A 13,242-nucleotide genomic window follows, 5' to 3' on the forward strand; every position below is an offset into this window, starting at 1 on the left:
GCGGTGTTCACCGCACCCTACGAGTCCGCCGTGCGCGGTCGGGTTTAGCTTCGAACATCGACAAGCATTAATGCCCTGATCACATCGGCTACGACATCTGTTGGTTTGTATCTATCCCAGTAGGTTCCAAGTTCAAACATGCGAGCGATGCGCTCATCCCACTCTTTTTTCTCGTCCTCGTTGAACTCGAAAAATGGCTCCGAAGAATTAAAACCTATCATGGCTGCTAGTAAGTCAGCGGCGGATGGAGATGTGAAGTTCTGGTAAAACATTGGAGACCCGATAACCTTTGTGATCTCTGGCCCTGCAATGCGCCCCTGAGTCACCGAATAGGCTAGGTCAGGTCTAAAGCAAAATAAAAATACGCCTAGAAATCGAAGATGACGATAGCCAGGAATCATGTTGTCGGGAAAGCCGCGACGGTCAGTCAGTGACTGATAGATATCCAAATGCCGAACAAGCGACTCGACATCTCGCAGAGACAGATCGTTTGACGAGATAAGTTGTGCAGCAACCCCATCGCGCCATGAACACCGAGGAACTTCTTTCAGAAGCTTTGATTTATCAAGCAGGTCGTCGAAGTAGTGCTGCGATGCAAGCGACATCCGACGATCACTCCTATTGGAGTCAGGTGAAAGCTTGAAGCTAAAACGTAAAAACTTCTCCAGATAACGCTGCGCATCAACCGCACCACCATAACAGTGATTGATAGAGGCTTTCAGTTGAGCTGTATTGGTTACCAAAACAAACTGCACGCCGCGTACATCGAAAACGTGCTTGATGTTTTCCAGCATGGACACCGCGAAGTCAGGCCGGCATCGATCTAGCTCGTCGACAAACAAAACGATTGGCTTTTCTGAAGCCAACTCTTCCAATGCACTTTTAAGCGTCCGCAGGCTTTCTTCGGCCTTAACGTGATCTGCCAGCAAAGCTTGCACGGACTGGTTAATAGCCTCGTCACCTGCCGCCTTCAGGTCTTTATCAAAATCATCGGCAATATCAGCGGCATCCTGCTTGAGGACCCAGGACACTCCGGCCTTTAGTGCCGTCTTTATTCCAAAACGCACCACCGGAAGGGCCTTCTGAATCAAGCTGGGGCGATCTGCTTCCGGCATCAGGCTCAGAATCGCCGCGAACAATGTCATCAAAGGTTGGTCAGCGTGATCGGCCCGAAAAGCATCAACATAAACAGCTCGAAATGAGGCTTCCGTTTCGTTAGCGAGATGGATGAGCTTCTGACAGAACTCACTCTTCCCCGTCCCCCAGCCGCCATCAATTACCAACGGCGAAACGTCTGCTTCAGAGGTCAGCAAGCGGATCACCTTTTCTGCAATCGGGCGGCGCTGAAAATCGTCACGATTGTCGAAAGTCAGAGGGGAACTCTGGTCGGCCATGCACTAAATTCCTTTTCCGTTGATTGTTACCACTATCAGGAAGCAGGCCACCTTATTCAAAGTCACGTATCAGATAGGCGTACGCGACCAAGGCGTTAAACGGTGCGCAAGCCAGAGGCTTGCACACCCTACCAAGCCCTCACTCCATCAGCTTCTTCAGCACTTCCGCCTTCGCCGAATCGTAATCCGCCTGCGTGATCAGGTTCTGATCGAGCAGGGCCTTGAGCTTGGCAAGCTTGGCGCTCGGGTCTTCAGCCGCAGGCGCGGCTGCAGCAGGTTGAGCCACGCCGGCCATGGTTTGCGCCATGGTGCCCGCCATCATCTGGCCCATGCCGAGACCTACGCCGACTCCGGCGCCCATGCCGGCGAGGCCGCCTTCGTTCTGGGCGGCGAGCGGGATGGCGTTGGCCATCTGGTACTGGGTGAATTTGCTCATGTCGCCCATCATGCCCATCGAGATGCGGGTGTCGATGGCCTTCTGCAGCTCTTCAGGCAGGGAGACGTTCTCGACCGCGAAGTTATCCAGCGCCAGGCCGTATTGCTCGAAGACCGGCGTCATGCTCTCTTTCAGTTTTTCGGAGAGCAACATCTGGTTGGCGGCCATGTCGAGGAAGGGCAACTCGCTGGAGCCGAACAGGCCGGTCATGTTGGCGACAACAAGGTTGCGCAGCTGCTGCTCGATGTCTTCAACGGTGTAGGTTTCGCGCGTGCCGGAGAGTTCGGTGAAGAATTTCTTCGGGTCGGCCAGCTTGTAGGAATAGATGCCGAAGGCGCGCAGGCGCACCATGCCGAAATCCTTGTCGCGGATCGTGACCGGCTGCTGGGTGCCCCACTTGCGGCCGATCTGCAGGCGCGTGGAGAAGAAGTAGACGTCGCTCTTGAAGGGGGATTCGAAGAGCTTGTCCCAGTTCTGCAGGTAGGTGAGCACCGGCAGGGTCTGGGTGGTGAGCTTGTAGAGGCCGGGGCCGAACACGTCGGCCACCTTGCCTTCATTCACGAACACGGCCATCTGCGATTCGCGCACGGTGAGCGCGGCGCCGTACTGGATTTCGAAATCCTGCATCGGGTAGCGCCAGGCGAGCACGCCGTCGCCGTCTTCGTTCCATTGCAGGACGTCGATGAACTGCTTCTTGATGAAATCGGTGAGGCCCATGGTGTTCTCCTGTGAGTCGCGTTTCGGGTCGTCATTCCCGCGCAGGCGGGCGTGACGGATTCAAGTCGTGCTGCGCGGGTGCCGCAGCGTAGTACGCCTGTTTGGTGTGCGCATCGAAACCGGCGGATTCATAGAAGGCCCGGGTGGCGGCATCCTGCCGGCTGGTCATCAGCATCACCTTGTAGCAACGAGCCTGCCAGGCCAACGCCTTGGCGTGTTCAAGCAGGGCTTTGGCGTAGCCCTTGCGGCGCTGACTGGCGGTGGTAACGACGTTTTCGATCAGCGCATAGGGCCGCCCGCCACGCGTGAGGTTGGGCGTGATGGCGAGCGTGCAGCTCACGACCAGCGCCTCATCCACGAAACCGCCCAGCAGCTGCAGGCCGGTGGCCGCGCGCATCTGCTGCCAGATGGCTTCGACGTCATGGCGCGCGGGCAGCGGCGCGTCGGCCGGGTGCAGCTCGGCGTAGAGGCCCAGCAGGGCGTCGAGGTCGTGGTCGGCGAGTTCGCTCAGGATCAGCGGGCTCATTTCAACGGACGCCAAGCAGTCGCAAAAATGGAACGCAGCGCAGCGGAGTGCTTCTGGCAAGGCGCGCCGACGAAGACAGTACAAGCAGTACGGCAAGGAGGCGCAACGCAGCCAGAACCATTTTTTTCGACGGCTAGGACAAACAGGCGCCGCTGATGAGGCCGATGGACAGCGCCACCGCGCCGATCAGGGCGCCCATCGCGACGTTGTTGTCTTCGAGCGCGCGCTTCATCTCGGGCAAGGCACGCTGCAGCAGCAGGAAGGCGACGAGCTGGATCAACATCGCAGCGGCTGACCAGGCGAGGAACAGCAGGTAGTCCGGCAGGTGCAGCAGGCCGGAGGCGACGGTGAGCGAGAAGCCGATCAGGGTGCCGCCGAAGGACAGCGCCGGGGCTACACAGCCTTTGCGGATCAGGCTGATCTCGCAGTAAGGCGTGAGACGCAGATAGACCCATACGAAAGCGCCCACCAGCGCGAAGCCGGTGAAGAGATGCAACACATAGTTGCCGAGGGCCTGGATGAACATGTGCATTTCTCCGGCGGGGGTCTGGTTTCCCGCATAATTCCAGCCGGATATTGCCACCAAAACTGCGTTCCCCGCCATCCCGATGCCCCATCGCCTGCTGATCCTGTCGGTCTTCATCGTTGCCTCCTGCGGCCTCGCCTACGAACTAGTGGCCGCCGCGCTGGCGAGCTATCTGCTGGGCGATTCGGTGCTGCAGTTCTCGTCGATCATCGGCACCTATCTGTTTGCGATGGGCGTGGGCTCGCACCTGTCGAAATACATCAAGGATGAAGACCTGCTCGCGCGCTTCATCGATATCGAATTGCTGGTGGGCCTGATCGGCGGCGTGTCGGCCACCCTGCTGTTCGTGATCTTCGCCTGGGTCGCCGCGCCCTTCCGTGTCGTGCTCTACGCGCTGGTCTTCGCGCTGGGCGTGCTGGTAGGCATGGAGATCCCGCTGGTGATGCGGGTGCTGAATGCACGCAAGGCGGAGTTCGCCGAGATCGTGAGCCGGGTGCTGACCTTTGATTACATGGGCGCACTGGTCGTTTCCCTGCTCTTCCCGATCGTGCTGGCACCGCAACTGGGGCTGGCGCGCACCGCTTTTCTCTTCGGCATCGCCAATGCCGGCGTGGCGCTGGTGGCGGCACAGGCCTTCCGCGCCGAGCTGCGTCAAGCCACGGCGCTGCGCTTGCGCGCCAGCATCGTGCTGCTGGCCCTGATCGCCGGCTTCGTGGCTGCGGAAGCCGTGACGCGCTGGAGCGAGCGCGGCATCTACGGCGACCAGATCGTGCATGCCCAGACCACGCCTTACCAGCGCCTGATTGTGACCCAGTGGAAGGATGACCTGCGCCTCTACATCAACGGCAACCTGCAGTTCTCCAGCCGCGACGAGCATCGTTATCACGAGGCACTGGTGCATCCGGCACTGGGCGCCCTGCCCGGCGCCCGGCGCGTGCTGGTGCTGGGCGGCGGTGATGGCCTCGCACTACGCGAGCTGCTCAAGTATCCAGGTCTGGAAGCGATCACCCTGGTCGACCTCGATCCGGCCATGACCCAGCTTTTCTCCACCTCGGCCACCCTCACCGCGCTGAATCAGCATTCGCTGAGCAACCCGCGCGTGCAGGTGATCAATGCCGACGCTGGCCAGTGGCTGGAAACTGCGCCCGGCAGCTTCGATGCCATCATCATCGATCTGCCGGACCCCTCCAGCTACGGCCTCGGCAAGCTCTATTCCGAGCCTTTCTACCGCCTGGTCAGCCGCCACCTGAGCGACACCGGCCTGCTGGTAGTGCAATCCACCTCGCCGTATTTCGCGCCGCACGCCTTCTGGTGCGTGGTGACCACGCTGGACGAGGCCGGCTTCCACACCTATCCGTATCAGGCCCATGTGCCGTCCTTCGGCGTGTGGGGCTTCGTGCTGGCCGACCGCCACAGTCGCTATCAGCCGCCCACGGCCTACAGCGTGCCGCTGCGCTGGCTGGACGCGGAGCAGACGGCGAGCATGTTCCGCTTCCCGGCCGACATGCCGCGCCCGGTGGTGGAAGCCAATCACCTCAACAACCAGGCGCTGGTGCGCTACTTCGAGGAAGACTGGCGGCGGGTGATCCGCTGATCGCCGGGGCCCGAGCCATGCAGCGCCGCCACTTCCTGAAACTCGCCGCAGCCGCCAGCCTCACCGGCTGCGAGCTGCGCCTGCCCTGGCAAGCGCCGCCGCTGACGGTGCTGCGCCCCGGCATGGCCGCCGGCCACGCCCTGCGCGATGGCTTGCCGCCGCCCGATCCGGCGCGCGAGCGCGAAGTTGAAGTGGCGATACTCGGCAGCGGCGTGGCCGGGCTATTCGCGGGCTGGCGCCTGGCACAGCAGGGCTATCGCAATTTCTGCGTACTGGCTGGCCCCGAACCACAGGGCAACGCCGCCGGCAGCGCGCTCGGCGGCATCCCCTGCCCGCGTGGCGCGCACTACCTGCCGCTGCCCTCGCTCGAATCGAGCCATGTACGCGAGTTGCTGGCGGCCTTCGGCGTGCTGCGCGGCAATCCGTCGTCCGCACGCCCGGAGTTCGATGAAAACGTACTGGTGCATGCGCCGGAAGAGCGCCTGTTTATCAATGGTGTGTGGCAGGAGGGGCTGCTGCCGCAACACGGGCTGGAGGCCGAAGCGCTGGCCCAGATCGAGCGCTTCACGGCGCGCATGCAGACCCTGCGCGAGGCGCGCGGAGCGGATGGGCGGCGCGCCTTCGTGATGCCGCTGGCCCTGTCTTCACAAGACCCCGCCTGGCGCGCGCTGGCCAATGAGAGTTTCGCCAGCTGGCTGACGCGTGAAGGTTTCAGCGCCGAGGCGCTGCGCTGGTATGCGGACTACTGCTGTCGCGACGACTATGGCGCCGGCATCGAACAGGTGTCGGCCTGGGCCGGCATCCACTACTTCGCCAGCCGGGGCGGCCACGCCGCCAACGGCGAAGACGGCGCGGTGCTGACCTGGCCGGACGGCCTCGCCACGTTAACCCGCCAGATGGGCGAAACCATTGGCGCCGAGCGCCTGCTGCCGGGCATGGCCCTGCGTGTGACGCCGCGCGGGGCGGGCGTCGAGGTGCTGTGCCTGAACGGGGCGGAAGCCTTCCGCCTGCGTGCCAAGCGCGTAGTGCTGGCGATGCCGCTGCATGTGGCGGCGCATGTGCTGGATCTCGGTGAGTTCGGCTTCGACAAGGCACGCGATCTGCCGCAGAGCGCGTCCTGGCTGGTCAGCAATTTCCTGCTCGACGGTTTTCCGCGCGAGGCAAGCGAAGAGCATCCGCTGGCCTGGGACAACCTGCGTTACGGTGGCGACACCCTGGGCTGGGTGGTGGCCACGCACCAGTGGATTCGCGCGGCGCGCCCGGCACAGACCGTGTTCAGCGCCTACCACGCCCTGCCACCAACCACCGGCCGGCTGTGGCTGCAGAATGCACCGCAGGACGAATTGCTGGAGCTCGCCGGGCGTGATCTGCGCGCCACCTACGGGCGCGACTTCGAGCGGCGCATCCAGCAGGTAGAGCTCACCCTGCGCGGCCATGCCATGGCCATTCCGGCGCCGGGCTTCCTGCAGCGCCCTGGCATAGCGGCCCTGCGCGCGGCGGACCAGCGCATCCTGTTTGCGCATGCCGATCTCTCGGGTCTGTCAGTCTTCGAAGAAGCGGCTTGGTGGGGCGAGCAGGCCGCGCACAAAATTCTGACTTGACGCAGCAAAGAGTAGCCACGATGCTTTGAGGGCTGTTTTCTTTTTCCCCTAGGAGAGTTCCACATGGATAGCCGCCGCCGTTCCATCCTGTTCGCCGCCCCCGCTGTTGCCCTGGGCCTCTTGGCCTCGCGTGAAGCTGCCGCCCAGGCCAAGGTCACCGAAGACGATCCCACCGCCAAGGCGCTGGGCTACAAGGCTGATGGCAGCAAGGTCGATGCCGCCAAGTTCAAGACCTGGGCCAAGACCAACACCTGTGCCAACTGTAATTTCTACAAGTCTGCCAATGCCAACGAAGGCTCCTGTGTCGCGCTGGGCAACAAGCTGGTTTCGGCCAAGGGCTGGTGCTCGGCCTGGATCAAGAAGGCCTGATCCTCTTCTGCTCCGGACTGAACGGCCCGCCACATGCGGGCCGTTTGCATTTCCGCCCCTCCAGTCCGGTCCTCATTCCGGCTACTTGACGCGCGATAAGGCAGACTGGCGGCACGCTTGCCGACAATGCCAGCATCCCCAGAAGAAACCGGAGCCGCCATGGCCGTCATCCCCCTCACCGAACCCCGCCGCAAGCCCGCCGCCCCGCCGCGCGGCTGTGCCATTTTTGCGCTGGGCTTTCGCCCCTTCTACCTGCTCGCGGCGATCCTCGCCGTACTCTTCGTACCGCTGTGGGTGCTGCAGCTGGCCGGCGTGGGTGGCCTCAATCCGGCCCTGCCAGTGCTGCTGTGGCACGGCCACGAGATGGTGTTCGGCTTCGCCTGCGCGGTGATCGTGGGCTTCCTGTTTACCGCCGGCAAGAACTGGACCGGTCTGGCCACGCCCACCGGCTGGCCGCTGGCCGCCCTGGCCGGCTTGTGGCTGGCCGGGCGCATCGCCCTGCTGCTGGCACCACCGGCCGTGGCCGCCGTCATCGACCTGGCCTTCCTGCCGCTGGCAGGCATCGCCCTGGCGCGTGTACTGATCCGTGCCGGCAGCCGGCGCAATTACTTTGCCTTGCTGATCCTCGCCGCGCTGACCCTCGCCAATGCCCTCAGTCACGCCGGTGCACACGGCTGGCTGGCAGTTTCGCCCCTGCTCGGCCTGCATCTGGCGATTGCCCTGATCGCCACGCTGTGCACCGTGATCGCCGGGCGCATCGTGCCGAGCTTCACCGCCAATGCGCTCAAGACGGTGCCCTGGAAGAATGCCTGGGCGGACCGCATCGCGATTACTGCCACCGTCGCCAGCCTGCTGGCCTGGGCCGTATCCGCCCCGGCCGCGGTGCTGACGCCGCTGGCGCTTATCGCCGCCATGGCCCAGGCGGTGCGTTGCTGGGGCTGGCGCCCGGGCCCGACCTTACGCGTGCCGCTGCTGTGGAGCCTGCATCTGGCGCATGGCTGGCTGATCGTGGCCTTGCTGCTGCTGGCTGCCGGCCAGCTTACGGCCGCAGTACACGTGCTGACCGTAGGCCTGATCGCTGGCCTGATCCTGGGCATGATCACGCGCACCGCGCTGGGCCATACCGGCCGCCTGCTCAAGGCCGGTCGCCTCGAAACCAGCTGCTACGTGCTGCTCCAGCTGGCCCTGCTGGCACGCGTGTTGCCGGCGCTGCTGTGGCCGGCCGCCTACATGCCGGGCCTGCACCTGTCGGCCACCCTGTGGGCGGCATGTTTCGCACTGTATCTGTGGAAGTACGCGCCGATGCTGTGGCATCCGCGGGTGGACGGGCAGGAGGGCTGAAGTCATCAGGCTCTGGCTCGGCTTCAGCCACCAGGGCCCGGCAGGAGGTACGGCGCGCGGCTGAAACCGCTGCGACGGGTATTCAGGCAGCGACCTGCGGTGTTGCCTCGATCTCGCCGGCTTCAACGCGCTCAAGGCGATAGCCGAAGTTGTAGGTCGGCACCAGGCGGTAGCCATTCTCGGGGCGCAGTTGCAGCTTGCCGCGCACGCGTGAGACATGGGTATCCACCGTGCGGGTCGCCAGATCCGGATTGCGCCCCCACACGGCTTCGAGCAGATGGCCGCGCGAGAGCAGGCGGCCAAGATTGCGGAACAGGAACAGGGCCAGATCGAACTCCTTTTCGGTGAGCTCGACTTCCACCCCCTGCAGGCGGATCCGCTTCTGGGCGGTATCGATGGTGTAGGGCGAGAGCTCCAGCACTTCACCGGCCACTCGCGGTTTGCTCCGCCGCAGCACAGCTTCGATGCGCGACATCAGCACGCGCTGGCTGATCGGCTTGACCATGAAGTCATCCGCCCCGGCAGACAGGCCGGTCACGATGTCATCCTCGGTGTCACGGGCGGTGATGAAGATTGCGGGGGTGTTGTCATGGCGTTCTTCGCGCAGCCAGCGCAGGAATTCCTCACCGGAGATGTCCGGCATCATCCAGTCGAGCAGGTAGAGGTCCACGCTTTCGCGGCTACAGAAGCGCTGCAGTTCGCGGGTCAGCGCAAATTCATGCACGTCATGGCCGGCACCGCGCAACAGCGAGGCAACCAGGGTGGATTGAGTAAGGTTGTCTTCCAATACGACGATGCGCATGGCGTGCTCCAGACGTGAAATTTTGTTTCTTCGTCTGTGCTTTCACGGCATGAAGCTCACCGAACTTGAGTGCCCTCAGGGCAGATCCTGATGGGTCTGCGGCAATTCGAGGATGAAGCGGCAGCCGCCGTCGGCCGGGAACTCGGCGCTCACCCGGCCACCATGGCGGGTGGCTACGGTACGCACCATCAGCAGGCCGAGGCCAGAGCCGGGCAGGCCGCGCCGCACTGCATCCGGCAGGCGGGCGAAACGCTCGAAGAGGCGGCCACGCTGCGCCTCGGGGATGCCCGGGCCATGGTCGCGCACCGCCAGCAGCCAATGGGCGCCCTCTGCCCGCAGACTGATCTCCACCGTGCGCTCGGGGCCGCCGTACTTGATGGCATTCGAGAGCAGGTTGGCGACTGCCCGATAGAGCAGCTCATGATGGCCGCGAACCAAGGCTTCGGCATCACCGCCGGCATCCACCTGGAACGTCACCCGCGCCGCGCGCGCCTGGCTCCAGCACAGCTCGCAGGCATCCACGATCACGGTCTGCAGGTCTGTCAGCTCGAAGCTTCCCTCGCTCACGGCTTCAGCCCGGCTCAAGCGGAAGAGCTCGTCAATGAGGTTCAGCGCGCGTTCGGAGATACCTCGGATCGCAGGCAGCGGCTCGAAATTGTCCGGCGGCGTGTCGATCAGGCTGATGATCGAGGCCAGCGGCGCGCGCAGATCGTGGGTCACGAAACGCAGGGTGTCTTCCCGGGCCTGGCGAGCTTCTTCGACATGACTCAGATCGGCCAGGCCCAGCACCCAGCCCTCTCCCAGAGCGGCCAGACGCAGCAGTAAGGGGCGACCAGCGCCGCTCTGCAGCTCGGCTTCCAGCGGCTCGGCCGGACGGGCTGGCAAGCCCGCCTGCGGCTGCAAGCTGGCAGGCCAGCGCAACTGACGCAGAGCCATCGTCAGGTCTGCCCCGGCGGGCAGGTCGAGCAGGCTGTACGCGGCGGGATTGGCCAGCCGCAGGCTGCCATCGCCATGCAGGGCGATCACGCCGACCGGCAGATGGGCAATCACCGCCTCGACCAGGGCATGCGCCTCGCGCCCCAGCGCTGCCGCCGAGCGCAGCAGGGTCAGGCGCTGCTGGAAGGGATCCGGACCGCTTTCGGGTGGTGGCAGCAGGCTGTCGCGCTGCAAGGCCTGCAGCTCGCCATCCATATAGCGTTGCGTGGCTTCGAGGCGCCGCCAGCTCCACAGGGGGTAGGCCAGCAGGCAGATCAGCAGGGCCGCTCCCGGTGCCAGCCAGAAGCCCAGATGGCGCAGACCCAGCCAGCTCGCAAGCAGCACGCCAAGCAGCATCGCCAGTGTCCATAACAAACCGCTGCGCGCGCTGCTGCGGCGCAAGCCCAGCATCAGGCCCAGGCTCACGCACAATGCAAAAGCGGCGTTGAGCCAGGGCGGCATCAGCGCAATGCCACTGCCCGCGCGCAGCGCAGCGAGCACATTGGCATGCACCTCCACGCCGGGCATCGGGCGGCTGAAGCCCGAGCCAGGCACCGGCACGGAATCGGTAAGGCCCGGTGCAGTGGCGCCAACCAGCACCAGCTTGTCGCGCAGGCGCTCCGCCGGCACCCGCCCGGCGATCACGTCGGCATAGGAAACTCGCGCAAAGCTGCCGGGTGGCCCGGCAAAGGGGATCCGCAACCAGCCACTGCGGCGCCAGCCCGGGCCCGGATTGAGCGGCGCCGGTTGCGCCTCGCCACGCGCCAGACGATCAAGCGCCAAGGCCAGCTGGGGATGCGCGGCCCGCTGCCAGCCTTCCTGCAGATACACGCTGCGCGCCAGGCCATCCGGATCGAATTCCATCTGGATATGGCCGAGGGCCGCTGCTGCCGCGCGTAAGGCCGGGGCCGGCAGGTTTTCGCCGACGATGAGTTCGTCTTGCTCAAGCTGGAGAACCGGCAGCACCACCCGGGCATGGCGGCGCAAGGCTGCGGCAAGCTGCACATCCTCGGCAGCGGCCTCGCTGAAGATGATGTCCAGCGCCACTGCCGTGGCGCCTGCCGCGCTCAGCCGGTCGACGAGCGTCGCATGCAGGCTGCGCGGCCAAGGCCAGCGCCCAAGCTCGGCAAGGCTGGCGTCATCGATGGCGACGATCACGATCTGCTGATCTGCCGGATGCTCAGCACGGCTCAGGGCGATGTCATGCAATTGCAGATCGAAGCGCCACAACCAGCCCTGCAGCGCGCATGCCAGGGCCAGCAGCGCCAGCACGCCGCTGACCAGCGCCCATTCAAGCCGGATGCGCTGTGCCGGCTGCACGCTCAATCACTCACAGGGCCAACAGGAGCAGCACGGGCACGCCGAGCAGCCACCAGGGCCGGTAAGCCTCGATCTCAAACTGCTGCGGGCTGCTCCACTGGCCGACAAAACCATCCGGATCGGTGGCCCGCACACGGACGAACCATTGCCCGGGTTCGGGCTTGGGCAGGACCAGACGCGCCTCCTGCGTCTCGCGGCGGGTATGGATCTGGCTAAAAGCCAGATCCTGGGCCATCTCGACTTCAAAGCGCTGACCCGGCTCGGCCGGCCAGGCCAGCACCAGCTCCTCGTCACTGATGGCTGGTGCGGCAGGTGGATCCTGTAGGGCCTTGAGGGTGAAGGACACCACATCGCTCCACGGGCCGCGATCGCCATCCGCCCGCACCGAGCCCAGGCGCCATTGATACTCGCCGGGCGGCAGCGCCACATTGATGCTGCTGCCGCTCAGATCCTCACGTGCATACACCGGTGTTTCGAAACCGGCCGGGCCGGCGACCTGCAGGCGGTAGCGTGCCGCCTCCGGATTGCGCGTCCAGCTGAATTCGACACGCTCTGCCTGGATGATGTTGCCGGAACGCTCACCACTCACGAAGGGTGGCTCAGGCCGCGCCTTAAGGCGGAAAGCGGTTTCGCTGTGCTGCCCCTCCAGTCCGCTGGCGCTCACGGCGCGCAGACGTAAACGGTAATCGCCATCGGGCAGATCGGCCAAGCGCGCCTCGCCTCCGCTCACCAGTTGCTCTGCCGCTGGCAAAGCAAAACCAGCCGGGCCCGCCACGATCACGCGGTGCGCTGCGGCCCCCGCCGTTTCAGGCAGCGGAATGCGCAGCAGGGGGCGCTCAAAGAGCGCTGGAATGGCGGCCGTAGCGGGCGCCGGCAAGAGGGTTTCGGTGTGCACGCCGCGCGCATCCACCACCGCACCTTCTCCGGCCTCAATACGCTGCTGCTGATTGGCCGCCACCGCACCCTCGGTAACTTCCACACGCGCTGCCGTGCCATCGTAGCCAGCACGGAATTCGGTGCCGCGCACACCGATCACGGCCGTTGGAGTGCGGATTTCGTAGCGTGCCGCCGGACCACGTTGCGGCTGCACCTTGGTTTCGATGCGCCCGCGGCTCACCTCCAGCCTGCTCTGCTGCACCTCGGTGCCGCGCAAGCGCTGCAAGAGCTCGATGCGGGTGCGGCTGTCCGGCTGCACGATGCAGCGCGAGCCATCCGGCAGCACCAGCACGGCATAGGCGCCGGGTCCGGTGCTGATCACTTCATTCACGGCCAACTGGGCGCCTGCCACCAACAGCCCCTTGCTGCCACGCACCTCGCCCAGCACCGATTCGACGCGCGCCTGCTGCGGCTCACTGCGCAGCAGGGCGTAAGGGATGCGCAGGGTGCTGCCCGGCTTCAGGCGCTGCGGGTCGGCAATGCCATTGAGCTCCTGCAGGCGTGGCCACTGCGCCGGGCGGGCGAGCAGGCGCTGGCTGATATTGATCAGGGTGTCGTGTTCGGCAATCTGCAGCTCAAGCGTCTCGCCGGCGGGGGCCGCCAGCGCCGACAGAGGCAGGAAACTGGCGGCCAGCAGCAGGCGGCGCAGGAATGTGTGGCGAAGTGTCATCGGGAAGCTCGGCAAACGGGGCGGGAATTGCACGC

11 protein-coding genes are annotated in these 13,242 nt (G+C 64.8%); 4 read left to right on the forward strand and 7 right to left on the reverse strand.

What is annotated here, in order from left to right; all coding sequences use genetic code 11:
• Window positions 1–44: 44 nt before the first annotated feature.
• The 4 genes from Q3Y64_RS12855 to Q3Y64_RS12870 all read right to left on the reverse strand — a co-directional run bounded on the left by Q3Y64_RS12855 (window position 45) and on the right by Q3Y64_RS12870 (window position 3,599).
• Window positions 45–1,394 (reverse strand): KAP family NTPase, encoded by a 1,350-nt coding sequence (locus Q3Y64_RS12855; RefSeq protein WP_303562395.1) that lies wholly within the window; start codon window positions 1,392–1,394, stop codon window positions 45–47.
• Between the two features lie 139 nt (window positions 1,395–1,533).
• Window positions 1,534–2,547 carry an SPFH domain-containing protein gene (locus tag Q3Y64_RS12860; protein ID WP_303562397.1) on the reverse strand — a complete coding sequence of 338 codons (1,014 nt, stop codon included), beginning with the start codon at window positions 2,545–2,547 and terminating at the stop codon, window positions 1,534–1,536.
• A gap of 31 nt (window positions 2,548–2,578) precedes the next feature.
• Window positions 2,579–3,073, reverse strand: a complete 495-nt coding sequence (locus Q3Y64_RS12865) for a GNAT family N-acetyltransferase (protein ID WP_303562400.1) — start codon at window positions 3,071–3,073, stop codon at window positions 2,579–2,581.
• Between the two features lie 133 nt (window positions 3,074–3,206).
• Window positions 3,207–3,599, reverse strand: coding sequence for a DUF350 domain-containing protein (locus tag Q3Y64_RS12870; RefSeq protein ID WP_216821632.1), 393 nt, complete (start codon window positions 3,597–3,599; stop codon window positions 3,207–3,209).
• A gap of 82 nt (window positions 3,600–3,681) precedes the next feature.
• Here Q3Y64_RS12870 and Q3Y64_RS12875 point away from each other — a divergent pair, with 82 nt between their 5' ends.
• The 4 genes from Q3Y64_RS12875 (at window position 3,682) to Q3Y64_RS12890 (ending at window position 8,504) form a co-directional block, all read left to right on the forward strand.
• Entirely contained in the window at window positions 3,682–5,193 is a 1,512-nt protein-coding gene (locus tag Q3Y64_RS12875) for a polyamine aminopropyltransferase (protein ID WP_303562403.1), read from the forward strand.
• 17 nt (window positions 5,194–5,210) lie between these two features.
• A complete protein-coding gene (locus tag Q3Y64_RS12880) occupies window positions 5,211–6,794 on the forward strand; it encodes an NAD(P)-binding protein (protein ID WP_303562406.1) in 1,584 nt (527 codons plus the stop codon).
• A gap of 63 nt (window positions 6,795–6,857) precedes the next feature.
• Window positions 6,858–7,163 carry a high-potential iron-sulfur protein gene (locus Q3Y64_RS12885; RefSeq protein ID WP_101940846.1) on the forward strand — a complete coding sequence of 102 codons (306 nt, stop codon included), beginning with the start codon at window positions 6,858–6,860 and terminating at the stop codon, window positions 7,161–7,163.
• Between the two features lie 159 nt (window positions 7,164–7,322).
• Window positions 7,323–8,504: an NnrS family protein gene (locus Q3Y64_RS12890; RefSeq protein ID WP_303562408.1), complete on the forward strand. Its 1,182-nt coding sequence runs from the start codon at window positions 7,323–7,325 to the stop codon at window positions 8,502–8,504.
• A gap of 82 nt (window positions 8,505–8,586) precedes the next feature.
• On the opposite strand, the gene Q3Y64_RS12895 is transcribed toward Q3Y64_RS12890, so the two are convergent.
• From Q3Y64_RS12895 to Q3Y64_RS12905, 3 genes are all read right to left on the reverse strand, one after another.
• Complete coding sequence (locus tag Q3Y64_RS12895; protein WP_101940844.1) at window positions 8,587–9,306, reverse strand: response regulator transcription factor; 720 nt, start codon at window positions 9,304–9,306, stop codon at window positions 8,587–8,589.
• A gap of 75 nt (window positions 9,307–9,381) precedes the next feature.
• Window positions 9,382–11,601, reverse strand: coding sequence for a CHASE2 domain-containing protein (locus Q3Y64_RS12900; protein ID WP_303562410.1), 2,220 nt, complete (start codon window positions 11,599–11,601; stop codon window positions 9,382–9,384).
• 10 nt (window positions 11,602–11,611) lie between these two features.
• Window positions 11,612–13,207, reverse strand: a complete 1,596-nt coding sequence (locus tag Q3Y64_RS12905) for a FecR domain-containing protein (protein ID WP_303562412.1) — start codon at window positions 13,205–13,207, stop codon at window positions 11,612–11,614.
• Window positions 13,208–13,242: the final 35 nt, after the last annotated feature.

This window comes from Uliginosibacterium sp. 31-12 (assembly GCF_030548425.1).
Classification (GTDB): Bacteria; Pseudomonadota; Gammaproteobacteria; order Burkholderiales; family Rhodocyclaceae; genus Uliginosibacterium; species Uliginosibacterium aquaticum.

Coding starts and splice junctions, on each gene's coding strand:
- Q3Y64_RS12855 (WP_303562395.1), bottom strand. CDS start 1,394: ATGGCCGACCAGAGTTCCCCTCTGACTTTCGACAATCGTGACGATTTT.
- Q3Y64_RS12860 (WP_303562397.1), bottom strand. CDS start 2,547: ATGGGCCTCACCGATTTCATCAAGAAGCAGTTCATCGACGTCCTGCAA.
- Q3Y64_RS12865 (WP_303562400.1), bottom strand. CDS start 3,073: ATGAGCCCGCTGATCCTGAGCGAACTCGCCGACCACGACCTCGACGCC.
- Q3Y64_RS12870 (WP_216821632.1), bottom strand. CDS start 3,599: ATGTTCATCCAGGCCCTCGGCAACTATGTGTTGCATCTCTTCACCGGC.
- Q3Y64_RS12875 (WP_303562403.1), top strand. CDS start 3,682: ATGCCCCATCGCCTGCTGATCCTGTCGGTCTTCATCGTTGCCTCCTGC.
- Q3Y64_RS12880 (WP_303562406.1), top strand. CDS start 5,211: ATGCAGCGCCGCCACTTCCTGAAACTCGCCGCAGCCGCCAGCCTCACC.
- Q3Y64_RS12885 (WP_101940846.1), top strand. CDS start 6,858: ATGGATAGCCGCCGCCGTTCCATCCTGTTCGCCGCCCCCGCTGTTGCC.
- Q3Y64_RS12890 (WP_303562408.1), top strand. CDS start 7,323: ATGGCCGTCATCCCCCTCACCGAACCCCGCCGCAAGCCCGCCGCCCCG.
- Q3Y64_RS12895 (WP_101940844.1), bottom strand. CDS start 9,306: ATGCGCATCGTCGTATTGGAAGACAACCTTACTCAATCCACCCTGGTT.
- Q3Y64_RS12905 (WP_303562412.1), bottom strand. CDS start 13,207: ATGACACTTCGCCACACATTCCTGCGCCGCCTGCTGCTGGCCGCCAGT.